Annotated in this window: 23 protein-coding genes and 37 tRNA genes; 12 read left to right on the top strand and 48 right to left on the bottom strand. The window is 62.6% G+C overall.

Annotated features, from left to right (window positions below; translation table 11 throughout):
- The first annotated feature begins 16 nt into the window (after positions 1-16).
- The 6 genes from HUW10_RS02105 (at position 17) to HUW10_RS02080 (ending at position 7,405) form a co-directional block, all read left to right on the top strand.
- Entirely contained in the window at positions 17-1,171 is a 1,155-nt protein-coding gene (locus HUW10_RS02105) for a nucleotidyl transferase AbiEii/AbiGii toxin family protein (protein WP_174501981.1), read from the top strand.
- Complete coding sequence (locus tag HUW10_RS02100; RefSeq protein ID WP_174501980.1) at positions 1,171-1,956, top strand: hypothetical protein; 786 nt, start codon at positions 1,171-1,173, stop codon at positions 1,954-1,956. The genes HUW10_RS02105 and HUW10_RS02100 overlap by 1 nt, the downstream gene beginning before the upstream one ends.
- A 305-nt stretch (positions 1,957-2,261) precedes the next feature.
- Positions 2,262-2,858 (top strand): transglycosylase SLT domain-containing protein, encoded by a 597-nt coding sequence (locus HUW10_RS02095; protein ID WP_174501979.1) that lies wholly within the window; start codon positions 2,262-2,264, stop codon positions 2,856-2,858.
- A gap of 8 nt (positions 2,859-2,866) precedes the next feature.
- Positions 2,867-3,646 carry a hypothetical protein gene (locus HUW10_RS02090; RefSeq protein ID WP_174501978.1) on the top strand — a complete coding sequence of 260 codons (780 nt, stop codon included), beginning with the start codon at positions 2,867-2,869 and terminating at the stop codon, positions 3,644-3,646.
- A gap of 107 nt (positions 3,647-3,753) precedes the next feature.
- On the top strand, positions 3,754-4,248 hold the full coding sequence (locus HUW10_RS02085) for a TlpA disulfide reductase family protein (protein WP_174501977.1): 495 nt from the start codon (positions 3,754-3,756) through the stop codon (positions 4,246-4,248).
- Positions 4,249-4,357: 109 nt separating this feature from the next.
- The gene (locus tag HUW10_RS02080; protein ID WP_174501976.1) at positions 4,358-7,405 is read left to right on the top strand and encodes a hypothetical protein; all 3,048 of its coding nucleotides are present in this window, start codon (positions 4,358-4,360) and stop codon (positions 7,403-7,405) included.
- Between the two features lie 79 nt (positions 7,406-7,484).
- Here the strand turns inward: HUW10_RS02080 and HUW10_RS02075 are convergent, their stop codons facing one another.
- On the bottom strand, positions 7,485-8,231 hold the full coding sequence (locus HUW10_RS02075) for a hypothetical protein (RefSeq protein ID WP_217425389.1): 747 nt from the start codon (positions 8,229-8,231) through the stop codon (positions 7,485-7,487).
- A gap of 148 nt (positions 8,232-8,379) precedes the next feature.
- Here HUW10_RS02075 and HUW10_RS02070 point away from each other — a divergent pair, with 148 nt between their 5' ends.
- The gene (locus HUW10_RS02070; protein ID WP_174501974.1) at positions 8,380-8,760 is read left to right on the top strand and encodes a S24 family peptidase; all 381 of its coding nucleotides are present in this window, start codon (positions 8,380-8,382) and stop codon (positions 8,758-8,760) included.
- An 11-nt stretch (positions 8,761-8,771) separates the two neighbouring features.
- Positions 8,772-10,067 (top strand): Y-family DNA polymerase, encoded by a 1,296-nt coding sequence (locus tag HUW10_RS02065; protein WP_174501973.1) that lies wholly within the window; start codon positions 8,772-8,774, stop codon positions 10,065-10,067.
- Here HUW10_RS02065 and parC read toward each other — a convergent pair.
- The 5 genes from parC to HUW10_RS02040 all read right to left on the bottom strand — a co-directional run bounded on the left by parC (position 10,039) and on the right by HUW10_RS02040 (position 13,582).
- A complete protein-coding gene (gene parC, locus HUW10_RS02060) occupies positions 10,039-12,255 on the bottom strand; it encodes a DNA topoisomerase IV subunit A (RefSeq protein WP_174501972.1) in 2,217 nt (738 codons plus the stop codon). The two genes, HUW10_RS02065 and parC, sit on opposite strands and share 29 nt — an antisense overlap.
- A 79-nt stretch (positions 12,256-12,334) precedes the next feature.
- Positions 12,335-13,264 carry a hypothetical protein gene (locus HUW10_RS02055; RefSeq protein ID WP_174501971.1) on the bottom strand — a complete coding sequence of 310 codons (930 nt, stop codon included), beginning with the start codon at positions 13,262-13,264 and terminating at the stop codon, positions 12,335-12,337.
- Between the two features lie 79 nt (positions 13,265-13,343).
- Positions 13,344-13,419 (bottom strand) — tRNA-Thr (locus tag HUW10_RS02050).
- Between the two features lie 7 nt (positions 13,420-13,426).
- A tRNA-Trp gene (locus tag HUW10_RS02045) sits at positions 13,427-13,503 on the bottom strand.
- 2 nt (positions 13,504-13,505) lie between these two features.
- Positions 13,506-13,582 (bottom strand) — tRNA-Met (locus tag HUW10_RS02040).
- A 141-nt stretch (positions 13,583-13,723) separates the two neighbouring features.
- Between HUW10_RS02040 and HUW10_RS02035 the strand changes: the two genes are divergently transcribed.
- A complete protein-coding gene (locus tag HUW10_RS02035; RefSeq protein ID WP_174501970.1) occupies positions 13,724-14,818 on the top strand; it encodes a FitA-like ribbon-helix-helix domain-containing protein in 1,095 nt (364 codons plus the stop codon).
- Positions 14,819-14,883: 65 nt separating this feature from the next.
- On the opposite strand, the gene HUW10_RS02030 is transcribed toward HUW10_RS02035, so the two are convergent.
- The 5 genes from HUW10_RS02030 to HUW10_RS02010 all read right to left on the bottom strand — a co-directional run bounded on the left by HUW10_RS02030 (position 14,884) and on the right by HUW10_RS02010 (position 15,734).
- Positions 14,884-14,973 (bottom strand) — tRNA-Ser (locus HUW10_RS02030).
- Between the two features lie 5 nt (positions 14,974-14,978).
- Positions 14,979-15,054: transfer RNA gene (locus tag HUW10_RS02025), tRNA-Ala, on the bottom strand.
- Positions 15,055-15,062: 8 nt separating this feature from the next.
- Positions 15,063-15,138 (bottom strand) — tRNA-Ala (locus HUW10_RS02020).
- Between the two features lie 357 nt (positions 15,139-15,495).
- A tRNA-Ser gene (locus tag HUW10_RS02015) sits at positions 15,496-15,586 on the bottom strand.
- Positions 15,587-15,658: 72 nt separating this feature from the next.
- A tRNA-Phe gene (locus tag HUW10_RS02010) sits at positions 15,659-15,734 on the bottom strand.
- 98 nt (positions 15,735-15,832) lie between these two features.
- On the opposite strand from HUW10_RS02010, the gene HUW10_RS02005 reads away from it, so the two are divergent.
- Positions 15,833-16,279, top strand: coding sequence for a hypothetical protein (locus HUW10_RS02005; RefSeq protein WP_174501969.1), 447 nt, complete (start codon positions 15,833-15,835; stop codon positions 16,277-16,279).
- A 14-nt stretch (positions 16,280-16,293) separates the two neighbouring features.
- Here HUW10_RS02005 and HUW10_RS02000 read toward each other — a convergent pair.
- A tRNA-Thr gene (locus HUW10_RS02000) sits at positions 16,294-16,369 on the bottom strand.
- Positions 16,370-16,660: 291 nt separating this feature from the next.
- Positions 16,661-16,734 (bottom strand) — tRNA-Gln (locus HUW10_RS01995).
- 65 nt (positions 16,735-16,799) lie between these two features.
- On the opposite strand from HUW10_RS01995, the gene HUW10_RS01990 reads away from it, so the two are divergent.
- Positions 16,800-17,417: a bifunctional 2-polyprenyl-6-hydroxyphenol methylase/3-demethylubiquinol 3-O-methyltransferase UbiG gene (locus HUW10_RS01990; RefSeq protein WP_174501968.1), complete on the top strand. Its 618-nt coding sequence runs from the start codon at positions 16,800-16,802 to the stop codon at positions 17,415-17,417.
- Here the strand turns inward: HUW10_RS01990 and HUW10_RS01985 are convergent.
- From HUW10_RS01985 to HUW10_RS01940, 10 genes are all read right to left on the bottom strand, one after another.
- Entirely contained in the window at positions 17,395-17,643 is a 249-nt protein-coding gene (locus HUW10_RS01985; RefSeq protein ID WP_174501967.1) for a hypothetical protein, read from the bottom strand. The genes HUW10_RS01990 and HUW10_RS01985 overlap by 23 nt on opposite strands.
- A 29-nt stretch (positions 17,644-17,672) precedes the next feature.
- Positions 17,673-17,747 (bottom strand) — tRNA-Gly (locus HUW10_RS01980).
- Positions 17,748-17,751: 4 nt separating this feature from the next.
- Positions 17,752-17,828, bottom strand: a tRNA-Arg gene (locus tag HUW10_RS01975).
- 8 nt (positions 17,829-17,836) lie between these two features.
- Positions 17,837-17,912 (bottom strand) — tRNA-Ile (locus tag HUW10_RS01970).
- Positions 17,913-17,917: 5 nt separating this feature from the next.
- Positions 17,918-18,003: transfer RNA gene (locus HUW10_RS01965), tRNA-Tyr, on the bottom strand.
- 512 nt (positions 18,004-18,515) lie between these two features.
- On the bottom strand, positions 18,516-19,100 hold the full coding sequence (locus HUW10_RS01960) for an HNH endonuclease (protein WP_174501966.1): 585 nt from the start codon (positions 19,098-19,100) through the stop codon (positions 18,516-18,518).
- Between the two features lie 88 nt (positions 19,101-19,188).
- A complete protein-coding gene (locus HUW10_RS01955) occupies positions 19,189-19,812 on the bottom strand; it encodes a hypothetical protein (protein WP_174501965.1) in 624 nt (207 codons plus the stop codon).
- Positions 19,813-19,910: 98 nt separating this feature from the next.
- The gene (locus tag HUW10_RS01950; RefSeq protein ID WP_174501964.1) at positions 19,911-20,219 is read right to left on the bottom strand and encodes a GIY-YIG nuclease family protein; all 309 of its coding nucleotides are present in this window, start codon (positions 20,217-20,219) and stop codon (positions 19,911-19,913) included.
- A 21-nt stretch (positions 20,220-20,240) separates the two neighbouring features.
- Positions 20,241-20,313 (bottom strand) — tRNA-Arg (locus HUW10_RS01945).
- Positions 20,314-20,320: 7 nt separating this feature from the next.
- A tRNA-Pro gene (locus HUW10_RS01940) sits at positions 20,321-20,397 on the bottom strand.
- A gap of 162 nt (positions 20,398-20,559) precedes the next feature.
- On the opposite strand from HUW10_RS01940, the gene HUW10_RS01935 reads away from it, so the two are divergent.
- Positions 20,560-21,213 (top strand): hypothetical protein, encoded by a 654-nt coding sequence (locus HUW10_RS01935; protein WP_174501963.1) that lies wholly within the window; start codon positions 20,560-20,562, stop codon positions 21,211-21,213.
- An 83-nt stretch (positions 21,214-21,296) separates the two neighbouring features.
- Here HUW10_RS01935 and HUW10_RS01930 read toward each other — a convergent pair.
- From HUW10_RS01930 to HUW10_RS01810, 25 genes are all read right to left on the bottom strand, one after another.
- Positions 21,297-21,371: transfer RNA gene (locus HUW10_RS01930), tRNA-Glu, on the bottom strand.
- 7 nt (positions 21,372-21,378) lie between these two features.
- A tRNA-Leu gene (locus tag HUW10_RS01925) sits at positions 21,379-21,460 on the bottom strand.
- A 12-nt stretch (positions 21,461-21,472) separates the two neighbouring features.
- A tRNA-Leu gene (locus HUW10_RS01920) sits at positions 21,473-21,552 on the bottom strand.
- Positions 21,553-21,565: 13 nt separating this feature from the next.
- Positions 21,566-21,636: transfer RNA gene (locus HUW10_RS01915), tRNA-Gln, on the bottom strand.
- 72 nt (positions 21,637-21,708) lie between these two features.
- Positions 21,709-21,792 (bottom strand) — tRNA-Leu (locus HUW10_RS01910).
- A 103-nt stretch (positions 21,793-21,895) separates the two neighbouring features.
- A tRNA-Leu gene (locus HUW10_RS01905) sits at positions 21,896-21,977 on the bottom strand.
- Positions 21,978-21,990: 13 nt separating this feature from the next.
- Positions 21,991-22,065, bottom strand: a tRNA-Glu gene (locus tag HUW10_RS01900).
- A 2-nt stretch (positions 22,066-22,067) separates the two neighbouring features.
- Positions 22,068-22,143: transfer RNA gene (locus tag HUW10_RS01895), tRNA-His, on the bottom strand.
- A gap of 30 nt (positions 22,144-22,173) precedes the next feature.
- Positions 22,174-22,250 (bottom strand) — tRNA-Pro (locus HUW10_RS01890).
- 2 nt (positions 22,251-22,252) lie between these two features.
- Positions 22,253-22,328: transfer RNA gene (locus HUW10_RS01885), tRNA-Thr, on the bottom strand.
- A gap of 11 nt (positions 22,329-22,339) precedes the next feature.
- Positions 22,340-22,417: transfer RNA gene (locus HUW10_RS01880), tRNA-Pro, on the bottom strand.
- A gap of 8 nt (positions 22,418-22,425) precedes the next feature.
- Positions 22,426-22,501: transfer RNA gene (locus HUW10_RS01875), tRNA-Lys, on the bottom strand.
- Positions 22,502-22,506: 5 nt separating this feature from the next.
- Positions 22,507-22,601 (bottom strand) — tRNA-Ser (locus HUW10_RS01870).
- Between the two features lie 4 nt (positions 22,602-22,605).
- A tRNA-Asn gene (locus HUW10_RS01865) sits at positions 22,606-22,680 on the bottom strand.
- Between the two features lie 4 nt (positions 22,681-22,684).
- Positions 22,685-22,759 (bottom strand) — tRNA-Val (locus HUW10_RS01860).
- Positions 22,760-22,791: 32 nt separating this feature from the next.
- Positions 22,792-23,547 (bottom strand): hypothetical protein, encoded by a 756-nt coding sequence (locus tag HUW10_RS01855; RefSeq protein ID WP_174501962.1) that lies wholly within the window; start codon positions 23,545-23,547, stop codon positions 22,792-22,794.
- A 162-nt stretch (positions 23,548-23,709) separates the two neighbouring features.
- A tRNA-Ile gene (locus HUW10_RS01850) sits at positions 23,710-23,784 on the bottom strand.
- Positions 23,775-24,311 carry a hypothetical protein gene (locus HUW10_RS01845; RefSeq protein WP_174501961.1) on the bottom strand — a complete coding sequence of 179 codons (537 nt, stop codon included), beginning with the start codon at positions 24,309-24,311 and terminating at the stop codon, positions 23,775-23,777. Before HUW10_RS01845 ends, HUW10_RS01850 begins: the two co-directional genes overlap by 10 nt.
- Positions 24,312-24,427: 116 nt before the next feature.
- Positions 24,428-24,501: transfer RNA gene (locus tag HUW10_RS01840), tRNA-Asp, on the bottom strand.
- Positions 24,502-24,508: 7 nt separating this feature from the next.
- Positions 24,509-24,583: transfer RNA gene (locus HUW10_RS01835), tRNA-Val, on the bottom strand.
- A 12-nt stretch (positions 24,584-24,595) separates the two neighbouring features.
- Entirely contained in the window at positions 24,596-25,261 is a 666-nt protein-coding gene (locus HUW10_RS01830; RefSeq protein WP_174501960.1) for a hypothetical protein, read from the bottom strand.
- 73 nt (positions 25,262-25,334) lie between these two features.
- Positions 25,335-25,411, bottom strand: a tRNA-Arg gene (locus HUW10_RS01825).
- A 92-nt stretch (positions 25,412-25,503) separates the two neighbouring features.
- Positions 25,504-25,578: transfer RNA gene (locus tag HUW10_RS01820), tRNA-Gly, on the bottom strand.
- A 14-nt stretch (positions 25,579-25,592) separates the two neighbouring features.
- Positions 25,593-25,686, bottom strand: a tRNA-Ser gene (locus HUW10_RS01815).
- A gap of 4 nt (positions 25,687-25,690) precedes the next feature.
- Positions 25,691-26,335, bottom strand: a complete 645-nt coding sequence (locus HUW10_RS01810) for a DUF4236 domain-containing protein (RefSeq protein WP_174501959.1) — start codon at positions 26,333-26,335, stop codon at positions 25,691-25,693.
- Positions 26,336-26,899 lie beyond the last annotated feature (564 nt).

Here is a 26,899-nt window from a genome sequence, read left to right as displayed (position 1 = left end):
GCCGAGGATTGGATTGATGACGGATATCGCGCGCGAAATTGGTCAACCACGCCGGAGAGGGACACCGCTCTCCCATCCAGAGCGCCTGCAGGTGGCTACGCTGATGCATGAGCTGCTCTTCTCCGAGATCACGCGTGCCCTGACTATCCGTCCCGGCCAGCTGATCATGCAGGGGGGCGGCGCCCTGCATTATGGTTATGGAAGCCCCCGCCTCTCCAATGATGTCGACTTTCTGATCGCCGAAGCCCAGGCCGAAACGCTTGGGCGCGCAGGCCAGCGGATTGCGCGCCGTGTAACCGCCAGCCTGCGCGCCCAGATTTCCGGCAGCCAGGTCAGCTTTCGCTGCGGCAATGGCGACCCGAGGGTGTCGGGTTCGGATCAGATCCAGAGCACGATCGACATCGTCTGGGAGCACGCGCGTCGTGACGGCCAAGTGCGTGTTGCCGCTGAGTTCCACCCCGTGCCGGCCTCAATCACCCGGGCATATCGTCAGGATCCGGTGATGCTGAAGCTGAGCGTACTTCCCGGAGGCGGCATGATTCCACTGCTGCTCGGGGCGCCGGTGGGGCTCTGGGGGGACAAGGTCAAGGCGGTCGCCTGCCGGCAGGACCTGAAATGGCGGGACCTGTTCGACCTCGGCTTCCTGTCTGAGCACCGGGGTGTCGTCGATGCGAGTGTGCATGACCGGCTGCGGGCTATCAATGTCGCGACCCGCCTGCACCGGGGATCTCTGCTGACGGTGTATCGTGGTCTCGAGTCCCGCATTGCCGAGATCGGCGGGGTTGACGGGTATGGGCGCTACATGTCCGACCTGGAGCGCTGGTTCGCCCCGGACATGTTCGCGGCCTTCGATGGCACTGGGAGCTTCAGGGCCCATTTTGATCGGGCACAGGCGGACCTCGCTCATGCGCACGATCTCATCGCGTACTATTTCGCGCATGGCGACGGTGTACGCACGGCGTGGGAGGTGACGGCCGAGATGCGCGGGGGCGAAATCGAACGCCTGCCATCCGGCGACTACGGGTGGTGCACCGCCGCGGCAGAGCGCCAAGGCTTCACGTCTGCCGCGGCGGCCGCTCGGGATTGTTGTGAGGCATCAGGCTGGACGGCGCTGCCCGGGGTTGGAGACGCGGAGAGAAGGGGCGACCAGGTGCTCGAGGCGGGGCTGTGATGCCGTCAGCCGGACGCCAGATCCGGGCCGCATCCAGAGTCAGCGCGCTCGAGCGCCTGAGGGACCTGCCTGAGGTCTTTTCCCTGCGCACGGCCGCAACCGCACTCGATCTCGAGATCGAGACCATGACCGTCTATGCATTTCGGTGGCGGCAGAAGGGGCTAGTCGAGAATTTCGGCCGAACAGGGGTTTACTTCAATCTCCTCAAGAACCCCGACGCCGCGAATACAATGGTGGCCGAGGCGCTCTATATGGCTCTTGGCAACCTGCCCCTGGTAGAGGTCGGCGGGTCGGCCCTGGTCGACAGTGGCCTGACGATGCAGCGCCACATCCGACTCGAGGTCGCAGTGATCTGCGATCGGCGGCCGACACTGCCCACGCTCCCCGGCATCTCCCTGCTGCGTCGTCCGATATGGTGGGGTGGCTACTTGGCGCAGAAGGCCAGGATCAGGGCGACCCGCAGCACCGTCTTGCCATGCGCATCTGCATCCCTGGCAATGGCTGACGCCATCCTGTCGCACCACGTCCGCCAGGCGGGGATCCAGGCCCGCCCCGACCCAGGTCTTGCCTGGTTGCCAACCCCGGATGAGGTCGCGACGCATTCCTTTGCGCGGGAAGACCTTTCCAGGACAACCCATCAGCATCTTGCTGGTCTGATTGCATCGGCACCAGAAGATATTTTCCAAGGCTCCGCCTCGCCCGAGGACTGTGCCGCAGCCATCCTGCGGACCACTTTCGCACCCCTGGCGCAGAACCTGTCGCCGGCGGCAGAAATGTCCTTCTGAGGGCGGTTCCGAGCGAGGGTGAAGTCCGCGCTGGACATCAGCTTGCAGGCGGGACGATCAACGCAATATAAAAAGCTAGGTCACATAACAAGGCATAAGGTATAATCCATGCAGCACTGCAAGGAGCCGATGTTTTGTTTTCGAAATCCCGAATGGTATTCACGCAAAGCCGGCGTGTCCTGACCACATTTGTGGCAGCAGTCCTTGTCACGGGGCTGACTGGATGGGCCCAGGCCGCAGCGCGCCCCGGGGGTGGGATTTCGTGCCAGCTTGCAGCCACAATGAACCGGCCCGCAAGGTTTCTGATGAGCAGCCTTGCTCGGCGGGCGACGATCCCGATGTCTGCAGTCGTCCGGCAGACGCGCGCGACGATGACGGGAGGCGCACATGTCGGCGCGCCGATCGGATTTCACGACGTCAGCCCAAAGCAGAGCCTGCGCGATCTGGCCGGGTCGTATACTCCGCTTGTCGAGGCGTCTGCTCATCGGTACGGCGTTTCCCCTCGTATCGTCGCCGCTGTGGTGCATGTCGAGACGCATGCCAACCCGCGTATCGTTGTCAGCTCCGCCGGCGCGATCGGGCCGATGCAGTTGATGCCGACAACGGCGCGAAAAGTCCTCAATGTCAATGCGTGGAACCGGCGCCAGAACATCTCCGGCGGAGCTCATTACCTGGCGATGCTGATCTCTCGCTTTGGATCGGTCAGGAAGGCGCTGGTTGCCTACAACGCCGGGCCGTCGGCTGTTGTTTCCGGACACCCGCCGCCTCAGTCCATCCGCTATGCGGACAGAGTGATTGCGCTCGCGGGCAGCGAGGCGCGGAAGCCGCGGGGCCATGGTCTTTGGGTCGTCATCGCGCAGAACGACTCATCCGCGACAATGGTCAACGCAGACCTGAACTAGAGGACAAAATGAAGGAAATCGAAATCGCGGCATACGAAAGTGTCGCCAAAATATACGAGGATCGTGGGGTGGGCCTTGGTCTCGAGCCGCGATCCTTTGTCGACTTGGGCACCGGCCCCGACGGCTTCGACGGCGATCTCGTGAAAGCCCGTCTCGGACTTACGGGGCTGCATGGCGGTGAACTTCTCAGCTTCGGCCGGGTCGAAACGCCGGAAAACTACAGGGCCGTTATTGCCGTCTGCGAGGACGCGTTCGAGCATGCCACGGGGCGGGAAATCGTTGAGCCGGTGATCGGCGGCGCCCGTATCGACTACGGCATCAGCCCTGTCGCTCGCATCGGAACTCGTATCATTGGGGCCTACCTTCTCGCCCGGAGGTCACACCCCAAGATCGAGAAGGCCCTGTTGGCGGCCGGTATCTCATCTGAGCGCGCCGCGAACGGGTGTGACGGTGTCGCGCTTGCCCTCGACAGTGCGTGGCGCGGGATCGGGATCGGCCACATGTGGAGACGGCTGCCTCGCCGCATGAACGCGTTCGATTATGTCTTCGGCGTACAGCACGTGCGCCTTCGTAATATCGAGGACTGGATGAGGCGCCGCGTCCTGGTTTCCGAGGTGCCGAGCTGCTACATTACAGCCGAGGGGTTGAAGGAAGATGTGGCAGACATCCTCCAGGACGTATTCGGCGCCAATCGCCCCGGTCATGTGCTCGGAGAAGTCGAGGCGATCGACCCTTCTGGAGAGTGCGACGAACCCGATCTCACCGACCTGATCGATCTCCCCGCGTGATGGAGCGCTCGCCCCAGCCTGACGGGCCACTACACCAGGTTCTCGCACAGCGGCGGGATCGCCGCGGGTTTCTGCGCAGTGCCGCTGCGCTTGCTGCGGCGCTAGGGGTGCCCGCGGCCGCTTTTCCGGCCACTGCCTTCGACAGGTCGATGCTGCATGATGTGGACATCCCCCGTTCGGCGCCGTTCAGGCCAGGCTGGTTCCGTCTGGATAACAGTCAGAACGACGAGGTCGACCTGAACGGGCTGGCCGCTAGCGGCGCCATCGTCAACCTCTGGGCCACCTGGTGCCAGCCCTGCGCCGTGGAGATGCCGAGCCTGATCGCGTTGGCGAAGACGGTTTCGATCTATGGCATCAACTTCCTGCCGATCGCGTGCGACAGCGGTGGCGCCGCTGCAGTGAAGGCGTTCTACGCCCGGCATGAGATCGTTGGACTGCCAGTGTTGACCTGCCCTGACAACACCGCGTTCGCGGCGTTCCGCGCTTCCGTGCTGCCCCATACCTCAATCGTGAGGTCAGACGGGCTCGTCGTCGCCTCCATCTCCGGGGCGGTGAACTGGTCCAACGTGAACCCGCTCGATATTCGCCAACTCGCTCAGTGATTCCCATTGCAATCCGGTTCCTGAATTTCATAGACTGGCTTGAAATTAGGGGTATCGAATTTCTATGGCAAAATCATCGCTGAGCCGCTTCCTGCGTCGTTCCAAAGCTGTGGCGGACACGATCACCAGCCGGCCCATGGCGTCTTTCTGCCTGCTTGAGACCGGGTATGAGCGGAACCTTGTCGGATCGGACGGCTCGCTCGCGACGGTTCTCGAGGTCCGCGGCACCAGCGCGCTTGGTAGCGATGGCGATCTCGTGCGATTCTGCAAGCACGCCGCCGAGACGTTCACACCGTTCATGACCTCGAGCGGCCATGCCATGCAGTTTTGCTTCCAGCGCGACCCCGACCAGTCCGGCGCGATCATGGAGGCTGCCGTTGCCCCCGCGCGCGGCGTGGCGGACGCGCTTCAGATGGATGGCATGCACGACATCCTCGACGAGCGCGTCTCGCACATGCGCAGATACGTGGTGCGGGAAGCCACCCATATCGTGCTCTGGACGAGACCTTCCGTTCTCAGCGGGCTGGAGCGCAAGCGGATCAGTGAGGAGATGCAGGAGACGCGGCCGTCCTGGTGGCCGCGGGCTGTCGACGCCCAGGCACTGGACCGGGTGAGCAAGACTCTGGCCGCGCGGCACAACGAGTATGTCAATGCGGTCACCTTCGAGCTGTCTCGCAACGAGGAGGCGGCGGTGAGGGTTGTGCCGCTCACCATCCATGGCGCCGCCAGGGTGATCCGTGATGCGCTTTACCCTGGCATGGGGCATGACGGCTACACGCTAATCGTTCCCGAGGTGACAAACCCCAAGGCGTCGAAATCTGCCGGCGGCCGCATGCCCTGGATGACCTATCCTGGGGCACCGGCACCGGACGCATCGCATGTCATGTGGCCGCAGCTGCGCAAGCAGATCTTTGACGAGGGCGCTATCGAGGATAGCGGCCCCGGGGTCGTCATCCGTGGTCGGCGCTATGCCAATGTTGATATCACACGCGGCCCGGTGAAGCTGAGGTCTTTCAACCGTCTGATTGCCGCGATGCGCGGGATGGGTAACGAGCCTCCTTGGCGTGCATCCTTCCTGATCGAGGGCAGCGGCCTCTCGAATGTCGGAACGCTCGTGAACTACGCAGTGGCCGGTCTTACGGCTCCCTTCAAGCTGGGTGCCACGCAGTCAGCACTTTATCGCGATGCCATTCAGTCTCTGCGCGACTACGCCGATAATGACGGCGCCGCGGTCAGGACCCGGATCTCCTTCGCTACCTGGGGCCCTCAGAAAGATGTGCAGCTGATCGAGGAGCGTGTCAGCCGCCTGCAGCGCGCCGTCGAGAACTGGGGCACGATTTCCACCAGCACGGTTTGTGGTGATCGCCTCGAGGGGGTGCTGTCCAGCGTGCCGGCAATCGATGTCAGGTCGACGGCACCAGCCGGGATCGCCCCCATCGAGGAGATCCTGTACGTCCTGCCATGGATGCGCGAAGCCAGCCCGTTCGATGAGGGGAGCTTCGTGCTGCGGACGCGTGACGGCCGCCCGTTCCCGTTCGAGATTGCCTCCCCATTGCAGGATTCATGGTCCGAGATCGTCTATGGCGCGCCGGGCCGGGGCAAATCCGTCCTGCTCAACTCCTTGGCGACCGCCTTCGTGCTGTCATCGAACTCCACCCGAACGGGCATGCCTGTGCTGCCGCGGCTCGCCACGATCGATATCGGCGGGTCGATCGAAGGGCCACTCGACCTGCTGCGCGATGTCCTTCCCGAGGAGATGAAGCAGCAGGTCCTGTTCCGGCGGCTGCGCATGTTGCGCGAGGACGGCATCAACCCCTTCGACCTGCCGCTCGGACTGCAGAAGCCTCTCCCGCAGCAGCGCGCCCTGATTGTCGCGATCATCAGCATCATGGCCTCGCCGGCCGACCAGGAAGGCGGCATCAGCACGCCGCCGGGGATGATCGAGCTAGTAGGGCGGATCATCGACCTCGCCTACGAGATCGCCAGCGAGGACCCCCGCAGCGGCAACCCAAGGCGCTACGTTCGGGGCGAGGACTTCGACGTCGATTTCATGATCGAGCACCTCAATATCCCGGACAGCGAATGCCGGACATGGTACGGGGTGGCCCGCGCGCTGCTTCTTCGCGGCGCACCGCGTGAGGCCAAGATCGCTCAGCGCTACGCGGTGCCGCAGATGTCGGACCTTCTGCTGACGGACCAGCCGCAGATCACGGCCCTTTATTCCGATCAGGACGGCGTGTCGCTCACCAAGACATTCGAGCGGATGATCCAGGGCGCCCAGAACGAATACCCCATTCTCGACGGCCCGACCCAGATCGACGTCAGCAGCGCCCGCGTCCTTGGCATCGACCTGACGGAGCTCGCCCCGAAGACGAACCTGAAGCAGACTTCCATCATGTATTTGCTGGCGATGCATCTGACGTCGTCGGATTTCTTCATGACCAAGGATGACCTGGCCTACTTCCCGGAGGAGTTCAGGGAATACCACGCCAAGGAGATCAGGATGCTGAACGAGACGCCGAAGCGTCTCGTGTTCGACGAGTTCCACCGTACGACCGGCGTCAACATTGTCCGCCGGATGGCCACGCAGTTCATGCGCGAAGGGCGGAAATACGGCCTGCACGTCTCGGTTGCATCGCAGCAGTACCAGGACTTCGACGAGGACATGGTCAAGGCGACGTCGAACATCTGGATCTGCGGCGTTGGGCGCGATTTTGAGGTTGACGAGGCCGTGAAGGTCTTCGGGTTGTCTGAATCCGCCAAGGGCGCCTTGCGGCGCACCGTCCTTGGGCCCGGCCGGGATGGCGCACCCGTTCTCGGCCTCTTCCGCATGCGAGACGGCCAGCACGAGCACGTGCTGCTCAACACTCTGGGGCCGCGCGAGATCTGGGCTTACTCGACCAGCCAGATCGACCGCGCCATCCGCTCGCGCCTCTCCGAGATTCTCGGACCTCGCGAGGCGCGCCGCCTGCTCGGAGCGGCCTATCCCGGCGGAAGTGCGGCGAAGGAGATCAATCGCCGCGCCAAGCTTGCCGCGATGCAGTCCGATGACGTCAGCGAAGAGAACGCCACGGCAGGCGCCGTGGAAGACCTGGTCCGGGAGATTGCCGAAGGCCGGCATTATGCCGGCATCAGCGCCGAGATGGAGTCCGCCTGAGGACTTCAACCAGCCCGACGGTGTTTACATCGGGCTGGTTCAAGATAGACCGGGTAGCCCGGTCAGGCTGCCCGCCCTTCTATACGAATCCGTCGCGTGCGGCCTTGGCTTCGATCGCGTCGATGTCTTCGCGGAGCTGGCGCGCGAGATCTTTCCGCCCTGACCGCTCGAGTAGGCCGATCTGAGCGCGTGTGGCTTCGATCGCGTTGGCTCGCAGGCGGTTGACGGCGCGGATGTGGTCCTTGGCCGTTGAGATGTGTTTGCCGAGAGATGTCCACGCGTCCGCCATCGTCCGAATGGTGAGCGCGATCTGGTCTTCTGCCAGCACACCGCTCTCGGCAGTCGTGGGTGCGTAGAGGACGGCCACGCGTTCGCCCTTGCGCACCAGCGCGTAGGGCCCCGCGAGACCAACCCCTGTGAGTGCACGAGGGAATTTTTTCAAGCCGTCCACCGTGAACTCCCTCGTAATCTGATCCGCGGGAACAGCCTCAGGTGGTGCAAGAGTTGCGGCGACCTTGTCGTGGTAGAGGATGTTTGTCGATCCGCCATGCAAGATGATCGAATCGACCAGACCTGTCATCCTGTCCCGTGCTGCACTCACTGAAATCGTGGCAGGCGGCTTGGCTGGAAGCGCCCGGCTGGGTCTCTTTCGGCGCTGGACCGTCGCGCCCTCCTCGCGCTTCTCACGCCCCGCTCGTGCGGATTTCCCGGCTATCTCGCGATCTGACCGCGCGAGCGGCTTGCTGGCTTCGCGCCGGGCGGGCCTCTCGCCGCGTGCGGTGGTCTGTTTCCTTGAATTTGCAGATTTCTTCGGAAGCTTTGGCATATCGTACAATTTCCTCGAATTTGTGTCGTGAAAACGTGCTTTTCTGTATGCGCCGAGCCCGTTCGAGTCAAATACTGTCGGATTCGCAAGTCTGGTGGCTTGACCGGCTGTCGATGTTCTCATTATGTTCCGGGAATCGGAGGTCGGTATGGATGTCAGGCGCTCATATAACGGTGGGAATACGACCGGCTTCTCGTCGCCGGCGGCCGATCACCTGGACGGCCCCATCGACCTCTCCGAGGCCCTGGATCTCCGCAAACCCGGGCGGTACCCCGTGCGCGTGTCTGGTGATGCCCTGATCGGCCGGGGCATCCGGTCTGGCGATATCCTGATTACGGATGCGGCGGAGCGGCCATTTGATGGGGCGGTTGTCGTGGTCATGGTAGATGGGGATGTTTTGGTCGCCGAGATCGAGCGCCGGGGCGGCGCATGGTGGATCCGCGGAGAGGGGGCTGATTCTGGCCGGGAGGTCCCGGAAGACGCGGAAGTCTGGGCCGTCGCCCGTGCACTCGTCCGGACGACGATCTGAGGCACACAACCATGGCTGTCTTCGGGCTGATCGACGGGAATTCGTTCTATGCGTCGTGTGAGAGCGCCTTCGCGCCATCCCTGCGCGGCCGGGCGCTTGTCGTCCTGTCGAACAATGATGGGTGCGTGATCGCCCGTTCGGCAGAAGCAAAAGAGCGCGGCGTGGCGATGGGCGAGCCGTGGCACCTGGTCCGCGAGCGGCGCGACGCGGCTGACCTCGACTGGCGCTCTTCGAATTATAGCCTCTATGGCGATATGAGCCGCCGGATGTACGACATCCTGGTCAGTCGGGTGCCGCGGGTCGAGCCCTACTCGATCGACGAGATGTTCCTCGACCTGAGAGATGTGGCCGCCGACCTGCCGGCATTCTGCCGCGCGCTGCGCGAGGAGGTGCGCCGGGTCGCCAAGATCCCGACATGCATCGGGATCGGGCCCAGCAAGACGATCGCCAAGCTGGCGAACAAGCTGGCAAAGGACAGATTAGAACTCGGCGGAGTCTGCGATCTGCGGGACCCACTGGAGCGGGAGGCGGTCTATCCGGACTTGCCGGTATCGATGGTCTGGGGGATTGGGGGGAGGACCGCGGAAACGCTGCACCGGATGGGTGTGCGGTCGATTGCCGACCTGGTCGCGATGGATTCCCGCAAGGTGAGGGATACCATGACCGTGGTGGGCGCGCGTGTGCAGGCCGAGCTGCGTGGGGTATCCTGCCTGCCGATCAGCATGATGGCCCCGCCGAGAAAGGGCATTACGGTGAGCCGGGCCTTTTCGCGCCCGGTCTCCGAGTGGGGCGAGCTGCGCGAGACATTGGCGGCCTATGCCACGCGCGCGGCCGAGAAGCTTCGTCAGGCCGGCCTGCAGGCGACAGGAATGACGGTATTCCTGCACACCCCGCCTTTCGGGAAGGGGGAGTGGTACAGCAATCGCAACAGCGCCCGCATCGAGGCCACATCGGACACCCTCGCGCTGATCGGCGAGGCACTGCGGCTGCTTCGGCCGATCTGGCGGCCTGGTCTCAGCTACGCGAAGACCGGTGTGATGCTGCTCGATCTCGTCGATGAGGCCAGCCAGCCGGCGAACCTGTTCCCGACGCGAGAACCCGCGCGGTCAAAGCGCATCATGGGGGCGCTCGATGCGATCAATGCCCGGTTCGGCCGTGACACGATACGGCCTCTCGCGGCCGGGATCGAGCGGCCATGGAAGGCGAGGGCGATGCGCCTATCGCCGCGCTACACGACCAGGATCGATGAAATCCTGGTCGCCGCGAGCTACCGGCCGATCAGCCCGGCAGGCCGAACCCGTCCTTGACGGGGAACTTCTTCGGTGCGGCCTTCCCCTGGGTCGCCCGGCCGGCCACCCAGTAAGCCGAGTTGGCCTCGGTGCGCGCCGCGCCGCCCGCGACCCAGCGGAAGCCGTCAGCGAGGTTGAAGATCTGCAGGTCGCGCAGACCCCCGCTCTTGTAGCGCTGCAGGATCGCGCCTGCTCCGCGCTGGATCTGCGGGATCTCGGACACGGGGTAGGCCAGCATCTTCCCGTTCTCGCCGACCAGCACGACGTGATCTCCGGTGACCGGCTTGCAGAAGGCGACCAGTGCCTCGGGCTGCGTGACCACCAGGACCTTCCCGGCTTTCCGCTCGGCCGAGAGCTCGGTCCCCGCCGTGACAAAGCCGCGCCCATCGGACCGGGCGAGGAGGTAGCGCTGCCCGGGGTCGGGGACGAACATCGTGAGGACGCTGTCCTGGATGTCCAGGTCGATCAGCAGTCTCAGCGCCTGGCCATCGCCGCGGCCCCGCGGCAGGTCACCGGCGCCGACCGAGAAGACACGTCCGCCCGCGGCGAGCAGGGTCACCCGGTCCGTCGTCTGGCAGTGGCAGATGAGGTGCAGGGCGTCGCCGTCTTTCACCTTTGGCAGGGCGTCCACGGCGACATGCCCGCGGACCGCGCGGATCCACCCCATCTGCGTCAGCATCACCGTAACGGGCTCCTTCTCGATCACAGCGGCGGCCGGAAGAGCCTCGTCAACGTCGGCGACAGGGGCGATGAGAGAACGCCGCGGGTCGCGGAATCGGTCCGCAGTACCCTCGAGCTCTGACGCGATCGCGGCCCAGCGAAGATCCGCCGAAGCCAGAAGCCCATGCAGCCGGGCCTGTTCGGCGGTGAGCCGCTCATGCTCATTCCGCAGGCTGATCTCGTCGAGCCGGCGGAGGCTGCGCAGCCGCATGTTCAGGATCGCCTCGGCCTGCACCTCGGTTAGGCCGAACGCCGTCATCAACGCCGGCTTCGGTTCGTCCTCCTCGCGGATGATGCGGATTACCTCGTCGAGATTGACGTAGACGATCAGGTAGCCATTCAGGATCTCGAGCCGCCTGGCGATCGCTTCGAGCCGATGCCGGGAGCGGCGCTCGAGGACCTCGTGGCGGTGATCGAGCCACGCCTGCAGGATCTCACGCAGCCCCATCACCCGGGGGGTGCGGTTGGCGTCGAGGACGTTCATGTTGAAGTTGAACCGGGTCTCCAGGTTGCTGGCCCGGAACAGGCTGGCCATCAGGAGCTCCGGATCGACGCCCCGCGATTTCGGCTCGAGAACGATGCGCACGACATCCGAGCTTTCGTCCCTGACATCGCCAAGCAGAGGCACCTTCTTGTTCTCGAGCAGGTTGGCGATCTGCTCGATCAGCGCGGACTTCTGCACCTGGTAGGGGATCTCGGTCACGACGACCTGCCACGCACCGCCGTCAAGCTCCTCGCGGCTCCACCGGGCCCGCAGGCGGATCGCCCCGCGACCGGTCTCGTAGATCGCGCACAGGGCAGCTGGGTCGTCCACGATCTGGCCACCGGTGGGGAAGTCAGGCGCGGGCATCAGCGCCAGCAGGTCGGCCACCGACGCGCTCGGGTAGTGGATCAGGTGATGCGCCGCCCGGCAGACCTCGCGGACATTGTGCGGCGGGATCGAGGTGGCCATGCCCACGGCAATGCCGGTCGCACCGTTGGCCAGGAGGTTCGGGAATGCCGCCGGAAGGACGACCGGCTCGCGCTCCTCGTTGTCATAGGTGGGCCGGAAGTCGACCGCGTCCTCGTCGATGCCTTCCATGAGGGCCGCCGCGACGGCGGTAAGCCGGCTCTCGGTGTAGCGCATCGCGGCTGGATTATCGCCGTCGATGTTCCCGAAATTCCCCTGACCGTCCACGAGCGGGTAGCGGGAGGCGAAATCCTGAGCCAGGCGGACGAGGGCTTCGTAGATCGAGCTATCGCCATGGGGGTGGAACTTGCCCATCACGTCGCCGACCACGCGCGCGCATTTCTTGTAGCCCGATCCAGGATCGAGCTTCAGCTGCATCATTGCGTAGACGAGGCGCCGGTGGACCGGCTTCAACCCATCCCGGACATCCGGCAGCGAGCGGGACATCGTCGCCGATAGCGCATAAGCGAGATAACGCTCGGCGAGGGTGTCCGAAAAGCTGACGCTCTCGATGTTGCCGATATTCGTGTCTGGCATGAGCCTTCCTTCCTTCGAAGAGGCTCGAAGTATATAAAAACGTCGTTATGATTTCAATAAATATGCGCCTGTCTGTCGCTTATTTCTCGGTCTGGATCGTCCCCGTGCCGCGCACGTGCTCCAGCCATTCCGCGAACTGGTTATTCGACCAGGCGTTCTTGGCAAGATTGCAGGCCAGGTGGGTTATCTGGAGGTTGTCCGCCGCGTAGCTCGGGATCGAGCTGTCGATCCGGTCAGGCGATGGCTGCAGAAGCGGATGATCCGTGGCTTCCAGGGCTGTGCCACAGAGGGCGCAAAGACCGCCCTGCTCCTGCATCCACTTCCGTGTGATGATCACGATCGTGTCGCTGATATTGGCTCCGAACCGGACGGGGTTCGTCCGCGGATCAACAGTGCCGCTGCGGGCGATGCGCTGGGCGATCCGCTCGGCCATCCTGTAGGCGGCCTGTTTGACCAGCTTCGGCGTTTCGGCGGCGACCGCGGCCCTCGTGTCGAGATAATGCCGGGCAGCCTCGGTGAAGTTGAGCTCTGCCCGGGTGACCGGCAGATCCATGATGATCTCCCGCTCGCGTCCCAACACCTCGACCACGTTGCCGCGGTACCGCGGCTGCCCCAGGCTTGCATAGGCGCCCGGTGCGACATCCTGGGCGGCGGGGAAGGGGCGACGGGTCATGGTGGCGGCCCGAACGATCAGCATCGAGAACTGCCATGGGTTGCCGCCGAACCTGGGTGCGACCCGTTCCCAGATTTCCGGTGGCACGATGCGCTTCGTCTCGTATTCCGAGGATGGATCTACGCTGACGGCCGAGAGCAGGCGCTTCCGATGTGCGGGGTCGGCCGTCCGCTCTGGGTCACCGGTTCCAGCATAGACGACGACATCGCGGCCCGTCCGGTACTCCCTGCGAAGGAAATCGCCGAGGCTGCGCTTCGAGTATGAGAAGCACGGCCAGTTGGAATCCGCCGTCGCGAATTCACTCTTCAGGAATACGCGCCCGTCCGGCGCCATCATGTCAGCAACGACCACGATTTGAGTCCAGGATCCAACGTCCTTTATTTTGCGATGCCGTAATGGGCTTCGCAAGTCGTTGTGGGGCCGCTAGCCGGGGTCGAACCGGCGACCTGCCGTGTACGAAACGGCTGCTCTACCTGCTGAGCTACGGCGGCGAGGGGGTGGCACGGGCGGCGGGAATCGAACCCGCGTTGCGCGGTTTTGGAGACCGGCGTGTTTCCAGTTAGCACTACGCCCATCGTGGGACTGCCTGGTGGAATCGAACCACCGACATCCGGCTTATGAGACCGGCGCTCTGGCCATCTGAGCTAAGGCAGCATGAGTTGCCGGGATCCGGCGAAAAGGTCGGCTGCGGCAGCGAGCTGCCGGCGCAGACAACCCTTCCGTCGGATCTGCAGCTTCGCATTCTTCGTCGGCACGCAGCGCGACCGGAAGAGAGGATCGTGGAGTGCCCGGACCATGTGGTTCCGGGGCTTTGGCTTGGCTTGCGCCAAGCGAGGCTTGCTCATTCCGTCCTCCAAAGGGCTTGACATGGGGCGATATGCTATCAACATTGATTGCATTCTGATTGCAAAGGCACCAAAAATGGCACAAATAGTAATCCGAAGCCTTGATGAGTCTGGTGTCGCGCAGCTCAAGGAGCTCGCGGTTCAAAACCGACGATCCATGGAGGCAGAGGCCAGAGAGGCTCTCCACGCGTGGGTGAAAAGGCCAAGTATGCACGGCCGACTCGCCGAATTGTCTGCGCGGCTCCAGGCCGCTCTGGCGCTGGCCGCTCAAACCCCGCCGAGTAAGTATGAGGATAGAGGGGGGTTCACACATGCGGACCTCGCACGAGGTATCGGACTCGATTTTGTGACTCCCGTGGACCAGTGGTTCGAGGGGGTGGCGGAACCGACGATGAGCCAGGTGGAGGCGATCGCCGAGTGGTGCGGTGTGTCAAACGAATGGCTCAATTTCGGCAGAGGCGCGCCATATCTGATTCGGAACCAGCGGATCCCGCTCGAGCCGGCTGAGGGGGCGCTCTGGTTGCTTGGCGTGGATAACGACAGCCCTACAGGTCTGAAGCGCCTGCACTTTGTGCGGCGGAACAGCAAGGCTGGCGAACTGATGGTGGTCCGGGAGTGGGGCGTGAAGACAGATGCCTTTCACACACCTTACCATGTTAGTGCTGAGACCGGTGCCGGGGGTAGATTTGATCTGGTTCACCTTCTATTGGTCTGGAAAGCACTTTACAGGCTTTATACAAAGTCAAATTTGCTATCTGATACGATGATCTCGAGTCATATTGTATCAGACAATATATGGAATGAATTGAGTGAAGGTCAGGTGAATCGATCCGCTATATTCGACAGATCAATAGCAAAATTGCATTGGTGGGAAGATATCTGGGATAAAAACATGTGGGCCAAAAAAGATTCTGACGCGTATTGGCCCGGCTGGAAATCGTTGTGTGAGTCTCTGCATGCGGAGATCGAAGCAAATGACCAACTGAAACTCAAAAGCCAGCAAATTTCTGATGGCACATACCCGCCCCTCCAAAAATGGTTCTAGGACGCAGGCGTGAGCCTTAACAGCGCGATGGTGTGCAATATTAGCTAACCATATTTGAAAGGGTATGGCGGAGACGGCGGGATTCGAACCCGCGGAGCCCTTTCGGGCCCTCCGATTTAGCAAACCGGTGCCTTCGGCCTCTCGGCCACGTCTCCTATACTGGTGGAGCCAGGCGGGGTCGAACCGCCGACCTCGTGAATGCCATTCACGCGCTCTCCCGGCTGAGCTATGGCCCCGGGAAGTCTGGTGGACCCGGAGGGACTCGAACCCTCGTCTGCCTGCTTGCAAAGCAGGTGCTGTCGCCGCTGAGCCACGGGCCCGTTTCGGTTAGTCGGTACCATCCTGCCGACCGGCGCTGCGCGCGCGGCGCTCCGCCAGGGTCAGGCTTTTCCAGTATCTCCGCGGGTTGCCGCATGCAGAGCATGTGCAGTCCCGCAAGTTGTCGGCCCTCAGCAGCGCCGATCGCCGGATCTCGTCCGGCGTCCCGCAAGGCTGTTCGCGGCTGACGATGCCGATCGCACGGCAGATCATGCGATCGCGATTATGCCGGCGCCACGCCCGGCCACGTGCCTCTGATTTCATGTCGAGATCCTCCAGACGGCCCGCCCCGATCGGCGGGCCTGGTACTGATCTCGGGAGGGGACGGTCGGATCATTGTCGGGTCTCCTTGGAGGTGATGGCGGAAGCGGCGAGGATTCGAACCCGCGAGACGTCGTAGCGCCTGCCCGCTTTCAAAGCGGATGCCTTAGACCGCTCGGCCACGCTTCCGTTGAAGGACAGGTGAAGGAGGGCGGTCCTGGTCACTTGCGCGACACGGTGCCCGTCGACCCCACCTGTTGTTGGTGCCAGGAGATGGAATTGAACCACCGACACACCGCTTTTCGGGCGGCTGCTCTACCTGCTGAGCTATCCTGGCGTGATTGGAGGAGCCGTGGCTCCTGAGGGCTGCCCGGTATTGATGGCAGCCAGTGGATTCCTGTTGACCCTGGGCGGATCTCGACATTACGCTCGAGCATGACCATCAGGATCTTCGTTTTTGCCGCACTGCTTGTGGCTCCTGCCGCGGCGCGTGCACAGATGATTGACCCTGTCCCCCCTCCGCAGATTAGCTCGGCCGATCAGGCCAAGCTGTTTGCCTTCCGCATGGAGACAGCATGCGAAAGGGGTGCGAAGTTTGCCGAGAAGCCCCAGGGAAAAGGCGTATGCCACTGTGTCGGCGCACAGGTCTACAAAGACGCGCTGGACGGTGACTACTACGGCAAGTGGGACATCGCGGTGAAGTCCCTTGCGCTTGCCATGGACAAGCAGATCCTGAGGATTCCGCTCGATCGGCAGGGCCGCGCCTTTGCGGTAGCGAATGCCGAGATGCCATATTTCGCCGTCGCCATTTACGAGGACCAATACGACCAATCGTGCGGCGGCTCGCACGGATATTTCCGCATGGTCGCAGCCGGCTCCTAGAGACGAGCCTGCCATGGTGCCGGCGGGGCGGATTCGAACCCCCGACCACCCGCTTACAAGGCGGGTACTCTACCCCTGAGCTACGCCGGCGAAATTCGCGCTGTCATTCGCCGGGGGTGGCCATGGCCACCCCCGGGAGCGTTTCAGGCTCCTCGAACTCGAGGTTGAACGGTATCTCCGTCCACGGATCACCCCTAAATCGTTTTGGGGTTGCCCGCGCGACCAGGACAGCTTCGCCATCTTTCCTGACGAAATAGGTTCTCGAAAACCCCGTGCTGCCCTCCTGCCAGGCAGTGGGGTATCGTGCCCTTACCGCACTGAGCACACCTTCAAGTCCGACGACCCTGATCCCGGGCATACCGCGCTCCCTCGATGTTGTGTTGGCTGGAGAACCTGGATTCGAACCAGGGCTGCCCGGGTCAGAGCCGGGTGTTCTACCTCTAAACTATCCTCCAATTTCCTTGGGATCTCGCGACCCCTGTAGAGTATGATCAGGCCACCACGACCAAGAGGGCGCGAGATGGCCGACAGCATCGACTGGTATGACGGCAATGCCGCCACTTTTGTGGAGGCAACTGGCAAGGTGGAAATGGAGCCAGTGCGAGCTCGCTTTCTCGCCGAGGTTAGGTGTCCGCCGGCGGATATTCTTGATGCCGGCTGCGGCAGTGGCCGGGATGCACGGGCCTTTCTCGACCTCGGATACCGGGTTGCTGCCATCGACGGATCTGCCGCCATGGCCAAGCACGCGTCGCAGCTGCTCGGGCATCCGGTCCGTCATCTCAGGTTCGAGGCCGTCGAGGACGTCGATCGTTATGACGGGATCTGGTGCTGTGCGTCCCTGCTTCACGTCCGCCCAGCAGATCTGCTGGATGTATTCAGACGCCTGGCGCGGTCGTTGCGGCCCGCCGGCGTCTGGTACCTCAGCATGAAGGCGGGAAGGGGCGAGAGGTTCGAGGGCGGCCGCAGGTTCACGGATATCGATGAAGAGGGGCTTCAGCGGCTCCTCGAAGCACTCCCGGGTCTCGGGTTGATCGAAGCCTGGCGAACGGCCGGGCGGCAACCGGGACGGGAGCACATCACCTGGCTGAACGCCCTGATCCGCAAGGAATCCGCACTCACATCGCCGGTTCGGGCCTGAACGTCAGCCTCCTGCAGGCCGCATCGATATGGCGCACGGCGTCGATGGTGGGATTGGCAGGGTCAGCGACGCGATCGCCCAGTGCGCCCTTCCACTCGCGCTCGTGGATCGTCCTGATCTCGCCGCTCCGGCGGCTGACGATCCCGATCTGGTCGCCGCGGAGGGCCCAGACATCATAGAGCAGGCCCTGTGCGATCATCGTGACCGCGTTCTTCGGCTTTGACATTGCGGCCATCCTTTGAACTCTTGTGATTGTGGAGCGGGCGATGGGGATCGAACCCACGACATCCTGCTTGGAAGGCAGGAGCTCTACCTCTGAGCTACACCCGCGATCTGGCACCCCCGGCGTGACTCGAACACGCAACAATTCGCTTAGAAGGCGACCGCTCTGTCCTGTTGAGCTACGGAGGCAACGCGTCTGGTAGGCGGAGCCGGATTCGAACCGGCGCCACGGCCGTTATGAGCGGCCAGCTCTAGCCACTAAGCTATCCGCCTGATGGTGGTGGGGAAGGCTGGATTCGAACCAACTTGCCGGTCGGCAACGGATTTACAGTCCGCCGCAGCGCGCCATCTCTGCCGCTTCCCCGATTTCCAGATGCCCTGCCGGGATGGCCGGGAATGTTTCTGGACAGCCCAAGCCGTTGAACTTGGTCTGTCCAGAAACGGGGCGCTTTCGCTTCGTGCTGTTACGCCAGGCGCACTGAACCCCGATCTGGAACACCTCGATTGGTTGCCACCGATCCGGAGACCGGCTTGTTGCCCTCCTGAGGCCCCTAGCTTTGTCCTTTGAGTCGAGTGGACCGGGATCTAGGTCTCCCCTTGCTCGTCTGAGCAGGGGAGGGGGCTTTATCGCCCCTTACCCCCGCATCCGGCTGCGTGTCGCGAACATGCGATACCCGGCCGCCGTCCTCACGGCGCCTGACCAGGCTTGACCGGCCGTCGAAAGGATCGACCACCCGGTGCTGTGCATATCGCTGACGGCTCTGCCGCTATGCTGACGTGTCTGTCGCATGCGCCATGAATACATTGACGGTAGCATCAAGTCAATAAAAATCATGGGAAATTAGATGCCGCACCGATGGGCAGTGCGGCATCGCTTTAGTCCTCCAACCGGGTGTCCCAGTAGAGGTAGTCGACCCAGTCCCGGTGCAGGCTGGCCTTGTGATCGAGGTGACGCAGGGCGAGGGCGTTCAGCTTCGCCTTGGTCGGGTGGTGAGGCTTCACGAGCAGCGGCATCCCAGCCTCCGCAGGTGTTCGATCGGCCTTGTGCTCATTGCAGGGCCTGCAGGCCAGGACAATGTTCATCCAGGTCGACGGGCCGCCGCGGGAGCGCGGGATCACGTGGTCGAAAGTCAGATCCTCAACCGGAAGTCTGGAGGCACCGCAATAGGCGCAGGTGAAGCGGTACGCGAGGATCACGTTCCAGCGGGTCTTGGGCGCCGGGCGGGACAGGTTCACGAACTCGCGGCTTGCGACCACGGACGGGATCCGGAAGCTCCGTCTCGCCGAGCGCACCTCGCAGTCGTCGTACTCGGCGACCACGGTCAACCGGTCAGACAGTACGCCGGATATGGCGTCTTCCCATGAAAGGGTTGCCAGCGGGGATACCGACATCGGTCGGAAATCCCCGTTCAGCAGCAGTGCCCTGCGCTGATCGAGGTTCTGCGTGTTGACGTCCAGCATCTCTCTCTCCTGGCTGCTTGGGGCACCGTGGCGGTGCCCCGTCGTTATCCGGTGAACGATCCTCCTGCTTCTCGGTGAGCCCGGCCCTTCAGGACGAGGGGAACAGCTCGTGACTGGCTTCTTCCCGCTGGGTAACCTGATCGGGGCGTGCGGCCCCGGCTGGGCTTTTCAGATCGCCCGCGGCGAAAGCCGGGTAGTCGATCAGGACCTCGTGCGGGACGATTTCGCCGGCGAGCAGGGCGTCCCGCACCGCCTCGCGATGAGCCGCCTTCCTGGAGGCCAGTCCGCCGGCTGAGAAAAATACCCCCGACCTGCGATCCTTGTGGCCGATTTCGAACGTGATGCGGCACAGTTCGCCACCGATGCCGCGCCCCCTGAACTGGGGCAGGACATAGGGCACACCGCCATCTTGCCAGGCGATCAGGTCGCGTGTCGTGGCGTCCCAGACGGCGATGATGCCGCCTGCCCAGCTGGTCCCGGTGGTCTTCAGGACGAGACCTGGAAGCCCGGCCCGCGTACGGAGCGGGACACTGTCGTCCTGCAGCAGATTCTCTGCCTCGAGCATAATGGATGGCCACTTCTTCGCCACGTCCGCCTCATATTTCGCCGTAAAGGCATCCGAGGCCATGCGCGGACTGCCGTTGTTCGTGAGGAAATCGGGCAGAGGGATACGCCAGATGGGTGTGATGGTTCGTTGAGCCTGGTCATTCATGATATCCGCCTCGAGCTATGGATTTTCTTGATCTCTGGCGGAATCGTATCGGGCCGATATGCATTCGACCTAGCGGTGGCCTGGTTTGGATCTAAACCTCAGGCCGTTGGCTGCGGCTCATCCTGCTCGACGATCATGGCATCAGACGCAGCATCAGCGACGAGCGCGAGCTTGCTGGCGCGGGACAGCCTCTTGATCTCGAACTCCCGCTTCAGGGCGGACGACCGGTCCGGGCAGGGCTCGACGAGCAGCAGGCGGACCGGAGGATCCATTCTGGTGAACCTCGCTCCCTTGCCGGCGGCGTGGGCGGCAAAGCGGCGATACACATCCACGGCGATGCCGCAATACAGCGCGCCGGACCTGCACTCCAGGAGATAGACGGACCATTCGGTGGCTGCTGTTGGCATTCTGACAGTCTAGCAGTGAAATGCGCCAGGAAGGACTCGAACCCTCAGCCTCCCGGTCCGGAACCGGACGCTCTATCCGTTGAGCTACTGACGCGTCTTGCTGGTCGGGGTGGCCGGATTCGAACCGGCGGTCTCCTGCTCCCAAAGCAGGCGCTTTGCCAGGCTCAGCTACACCCCGCCCGATCCGCCGGAATTCTGTATGATTGCTCGCGGCTCCCTGCTATCCGATCAGATGGAGGCCAGGTCTTGATCCGCGAACTAGAATAGCAAAGTGCCAGCCTAAGTAAAATCTCAAAGCGTCGCCAGAAGATGAAGTTCTGAAATACATCAGGAGGAATCAATGACAATTACGCCCAAGCAAAAGCGTGAAAATCGGATTGCAAAGGCAAAATTTATTGGTCCGACTAATATAGGACAGGACATTTGGACAAGAATAACTTCTATGCTGAACAACCAGGGCGATGAAGTGTTGGCAAGTGGGACAGAAACAATAGCAATTGGATTCTGGACGTATAATAATGTAAATCATTTGTTTATTGTGTTGAAGCTAAGCACAAACAAGGCGTCAATACCAACAGGAGACCGGATTTACGGCGAGCTAATTGATATTTTACCTCCGCATGAGGTGCATTTTGCCTACGCGACGGATGTCCCTGACGGGCTCCACGCCGAGATGTATCTTGTCCGGGCTATACTTAACGACCTCCCAGGAGACGCAAAACAAAACATTGGTCTCCTTGGAAATCTCAAAATCATCTGCCTTGGGAAACCGGTTTGTCCCGACTGTGGCGGATGGATGAACTCCCATGGCATCAGCCACATGTCTATCCTTTTCGAGTATGGCCAGAATATCTGGAAACCGGAATATCAGTGCGGCAAACGCACTCAGACATGGATCCACCCTCGAACCGGCTCGAAATTCGGATGGGGTGGATTTGGTAACCAGGCAGACCCGACCTATTACAAGAAGAGCTTCCTCACGACCGGTCCATGACGGGGTCGAATGGAAGATCCTCATCAATCACCCTTCGCCCCGATCAAGCCGTGACGAAGTGGCGGCCCACTGTAAAATGGCGATGGCAGCCCATGCGGGAGTCGAACCCGCGTTTCCTGGCTGAGAACCAGGCGTCCTGACCGCTAGACGAAAGGGCCGGTGATCTGGTGCGGATGGAGGGGGTCGAACCCTCATGATGTCTCGCCGGATTTTAAGTCCGGTGCGTCTACCTTTCCGCCACATCCGCGGTGGTGGAGAATGCGCGCAGCAGGACTCGAACCTGCGTGGTTGCCCGCCGGAATTTGAAGCCGGTGTGTCTGCCGATTCCACCATGCGCGCACTGTTGTTGGGGATCCCCGGCGAGGATTCGAACCTCGGCCATCCGGGTCAAAGCCGGATGTTCTGCCGCTAAACTACCGGGGAGATATCCCGGTCAGTGGTTGAAGCCGCCGCGGCGACGTCGTGAATGCGCTCATTGCGCGGCCTCCTTTCTGATGGTGCGCCCGGGAGGACTCGAACCTCCATGACCGTGGTCACCGGCTTCTGAGACCGGCGTGTCTACCATTCCACCACGGGCGCGATTTGTTGATGCTGGAGGACCAGTGGAGAATCGAACTCCGTGCGGGCGGGTTAAAAAGCCGCTGCCAGCGCCAGCCGGCTATACGCTACCGGTCCATATCGGTGGTGTGCCTGGGGAGACTCGAACTCCCACGGTTTCCCGCCAGCCCCTCAGACTGGTGTGTCTGCCATTCCACCACAGGCACATATTTCGAAATCTGGCAGCCCCTACGAGACTCGAACTCGTTTTGCCGGTGTGAAAAACCGGCGTCCTAACCCATGGACGAAGGGGCTGTTGGGGTGACATGCGGGGATCGAACCCGCGGCCTTCGGTGCCACAAACCGGCGCTCTACCGACTGAGCTAATGCCACCATAGAGAGGATCCGCACTGCGGATGAGAATGGTCGGGACAGCCGGATTCGAACCGGCGGTCTCTCGCCCCCCAGGCGAGCGCTCTACCAGGCTGAGCCATGTCCCGTTTGGAGCTGCCGGCCGGGGTCGAACCGGCGACCTCGCCCTTACCATGGGCGCGCCCTGCCAACTGGGCCACGGCAGCGTCATGCAATCTGGTCAGGATGACCGGATTTGAACCGGCGGCCTCCGCTTTCCGAAAGCGGCACTCTAGCCAGGCTGAGCTACATCCTGAGGAATCCTGGAGGACCGGGTGGGAGTCGAACCCACGCCCCGCTGGTTAAGAGCCAGCCGCTCTGGCCACTGAGCTACCGGTCCGGTGTTGGCGGAGAGGGCGGGATTTGAACCCGCGAGACCCCTATGAAGGGCCTGCTCGATTTCGAATCGAGTGCCTTCGGCCTGGCTCGGCCACCTCTCCGATCTGGCTGACCAGGCAGGATTCGAACCTGCGACGACCCGATTAACAGTCGGGGGCTCTACCGCTGAGCTACTGGCCAAAAATGGTAACCCGTGACGGGATCGAACCGCCGACAGCCTGGGTGTAAACCAGGTGCTCTACCTCTGAGCTAACGGGCTGGCGCATCGCCCTGCAGCCCGGTGGTCCCGGCTCAGGGTGATGGCAGAAGGTCCATCGGCGCCTCGCCGATGTCATGCGAATTTCCGACGTTCTCGTGGCTGAGCATATCGGACAGGCCGGTGCGGAGCTGTTCCATCCGGTCGATAATGCCGTTCAGGATCCGGATGTTCTCCGGTGTGGCCGGCACGTATGACCGCTCCTTGGGTGTCAACATTCGCATGCCGCTGATCTGCTCTTGAGGGGCCGAGAGCCTTGTCGGCTCAGGAAACGGAAGCGCCACCCCATTCGAGTTCACCGTCAGGGGGAGACCTGTCTCCGGGTGGAAACCGCGCTTGATCCTGTTCACCTCGATCTTCAGGTCGCCGGCGAGCAGAGCCGAGTAGCGATCCTGGCACTCGAGAGTGTTCTTCGTGGCGCCCTGAACGGTGATCTCGAGCCATTCCTCCCATTCGACTTCGGTCAGGATGCGGGCCTGGTCCTCGAGCGCATTGAAGACGAGGCGATGCAGCTCGTTGATGTCCGAGTGCTCGTAATCGTCGGGGAGCTGGTCGCTTATGGCCGCGAAGGAGGCGCGCCGACCCCGGTATGTCATGAGGATCGTGATCGGTATGATGGTCGGCCGCCCGCCCTGGCGAATGTCGGGATATGAGTACTTCCACTCCCCGACCTTCCGCCCTGCGCTCTTCGCCGGGATGTCGGGATGCAGGATTCCAACCGTGTTCTGATACTCGATACCCATCTCACGCTCCATTTCCGGCGCCATGATAGCGAGGATGCGTGCAAGCAACGCCTTCGCCGGCCATTGCGCCGGACAGTCATTGGTCGCAGGGCCGCCGCTTTGAACGTCTGAAGCTTTGCGACTGTTCGGGTCGATCCGCCTCAGGGCTCGCACTCGACTTTGACGGGCGACGTCACCGCGGATAGCCCGTGACCCTGCGTTTTCGATGCCTGGTGCGCACGGTTGGGATTGAACCAACGGCCTACCGGTTATCAACCGATTGCTCTACCACTGAGCTACGCGCGCATTTTTCGAAAGGTAAGAACGACGCCATCGGTCACGCTGTATCCGTATCCGAAGCCACCGGTGGCCGCGTATCGATTTGCAAAGTTGATGTCATTCACAAACTTATAGGCGTATCGGCCAGAGATGACCTCGGATTGGCTGAGCAGGACGTATCCGAGCTGGTGCATTTTGTTGCAGGCTTCTTGGATATCTTTCGCCAGCCGCGCCTTGTCGATGTGGGTGTCGTAGAATTTCCCGGTCGGTATGCGCTCGATCTGGGTTTCGAAGATGTACTCGTCGACCTCGGCCATTTCCTTGTTGAAGAGGCCCTGTTTTTTGAGGACTTTCCTAGATCCGACTTTCACCTGTCGGGTCCTTTCCTCGAATATTTCAGCCGGGTAGGCGTGGACGCTCACCACCAGGTACTCACTTTCAGTGTCCAGGCCGTCCATAGCCGACATCTGCTCTGTGAGTGGTGGATCAATTGGGGAGAACCCCCGACGCCTATACGCCTCAAGGCGGGTATCGGGATCATCTTCTTCAGCCATGCGATCTCCTGAGATTAGGTTGCATCAGATCCGGCCCAGCAAGTCGAGCGCGGCAGGTTGAGCCCATGATGCCCCTCTTGACGAGTAACCCGCACCTAACGATCGCGTGAAGGCTATGGCGCTCCATCCGGGACTCGAACCCGGTTCGGCGGCGTGACAAGCCGCGATCCTACCCATGAACGAATGGAGCTTTGAACTGGTGGACGCTGGTGGGATTGAACCACCGGCCAACGCCGTGTCGAGGCGTTGCTCTACCGCTGAGCTAAGCGTCCGGGTGTGCGTGATCAGGGGGCCGGCGTCGCGCCCGGCTCCGCAATTTCCGGGAGCCGTGTCCGGCCAAACATGACATCCATGCTCGCGCCCACGGCGTCGCGACGCTCGCGGCTCTGCAGGATCTGGCGGGCTGCGGCGATAGTCCGGCGCAGCCGTGACAGCTCCTTGTCGACCACGCCTGACTGTTCGACATTGGCCATGTACTGCGCGTAGGGCACGGACATATCGTCGGCCAGAGACGCCGGCTCTGCCATAACCAGCTTGGTTGCGCGATCTGGCCGGCCTGAATTCCAGACAATCTGGATCGACATCACGTGAGCCATCAACTGCGCCAGCTCTCGCGAAGCGGGCTGCAAGCTCCCGACCGACCAGTAAGGCGTTGCGAGGACGGTCGTCCGAGCGCTGACGATCGTCCGATCGAAGGGCGAGGCCGGCGGCTCTTCCGCCCTGCCGTCTGCCCACCGCCATTCGAGCTGGTCCAGACGATGCGAGATGACCCGCCCGATTTCCTCTGCCGTCGGGCGATCATGGCTGTCCTTTTGCCGTGCGCCTCGGGCAACGAAGCTCCCGTCCGGCATGCGAACGACAACGTATTCGCCACCCCAGCGGGATGCCATCCTGTACGCCTGGTCGGCGGCGCTCTCGAACCCATTTTCATCCGGCATGATCGCCTCCATCGCGTTGCTCGTCTGCCGATGTTAGGTGCAGATCGTGCAAGCAAGAGGCCGCCGGGCCGATATCGGGCAGGTTTGGCGCACCTGGGAGGATTCGAACCTCCAGCCTCCCGGTTCGTAACCGGGTGCTCTATCCAGTTGGGCTACAGGTGCATTCGTGGAGCAGGCCGACGGTTTCGATCCGCTTGCGACCGGGGTTGCAATCCGGCGGGTCTCCATTCCCCTTTACGCTCGTCCTGCAGCTCTGGAGCGGGCAGGGGGAGTCGAACCCCCGGCATCCTCGTTGGCAACGAGGCGCTCTACCTCTGAGCTATGCCCGCAATTTCGGAGTTGGTGGCGGAAGCGGCGAGATTTGAACTCGCGGGACCCGTTGCCAGGCCCTCCCGCCTTCCAAGCGGGTGCAATCAGCCTGGCTCTGCCACGCTTCCTAAATCAAGATCTGTCAGCCACAGGAGATCTGCGCTGCCGCCGGGGAGCTGGCCCAGCCGCACGCGCCCGCGCCGCGGCGGCAGCATTTTGCATTGCGATCCGCCGGACGATCTCATTCATATCCTCGCGGTCGCGCAGTGTTCGGGGCGGCGCCGCTTCAGCGGGAAGCTCGGTCGCCAGAGCTGCAGCGCGTCCAGCCTCCGCATGGGCGTCTGGAGTGGCGGACAATCCAGGGATGGTTTCGATACCTGTCGGCCCGAACGGGGCGCTCACAAGAACCGATTTCACGGAAGGGGTCGCTGTCTGCCCCGCGCTGTCAGCAGCCGTCTTGGGGGTGCGGGTAAACGGGTAGGCAACCAGCGCGCCCGGCAGGCGCAGGATCCATCGTAAGAGCCGGAACGAGATGACAAAGGCCAGCATCGCCGCGCTGAAGAGCGCAACAAGGATCGCAAGATCTCCGGCCTTCCCCGAGCGGGCCCCGGTATAGCTGAGACCCGTGCCGGGCAGGCTGAAAGAAGCCCGGCCGCCGTCACGATTGATGTTGTAGGTAGCACCCCGACCGCCAAGGCTGAGAGAAGTTCCAGTCTTCGAGACGTTCACTCGAACACCGGGTGCTACCTTGATGCGTCGGCGGTACCTGAAGCCCATGCGTGGAATCCCCATAGAAGTCTCATCTGTACCCGACCCGGGGCCGGGGGTAACAGAAGGGGGAGGGTATCACCTGTTCGCGAAGCATGCACCAGCCGGTCTGGCATTCATGTCGGATCCACCTGGAGGGTCGTCCAAGATCCAGCACCCTAATGGGTGCTCTGGAAAAACCACACCGACGAGGGGTGGCTTTTCCAGAGCAGGGCCTGTCTCGACATTCGTGCTCTGACGCTAGGCGCACGCCGACCCTGTCTGGATCGCCTCGATTGGTTGCCACCGATCCGGAGACCGGCTTGTTGCCCTCCTGAGGCCCCTAACTTCGTCCTTCGACTCGAGTGGACTGGGATTTAGGTCTCCCCTTGCTCGTTTGAGCAGGGGAGGGAAGCAAAAGGTGCTTCTTATCCCTGCTCAGCCATGTTCGGCTTCCATGAAATCCGTAGATCTTTCTGCGGATTTGGGCGGCCGAACATGCGCACGGTTTCGCAATGACCGCGCGACCCGGTAAGGGCGGCGGTTTGCGTCGCGGCGACGGCGGAAATATCGAGGCCGTTATGTGCGCAAAGG

Origin of the sequence: Acidiphilium sp. C61 (assembly GCF_905116885.1) — a bacterium.
Lineage (GTDB): Bacteria > Pseudomonadota > Alphaproteobacteria > Acetobacterales > Acetobacteraceae > Acidiphilium.
Note: the sequence above shows the minus strand (reverse complement) of the source record. Positions and strands in the feature narration are given on the sequence as shown.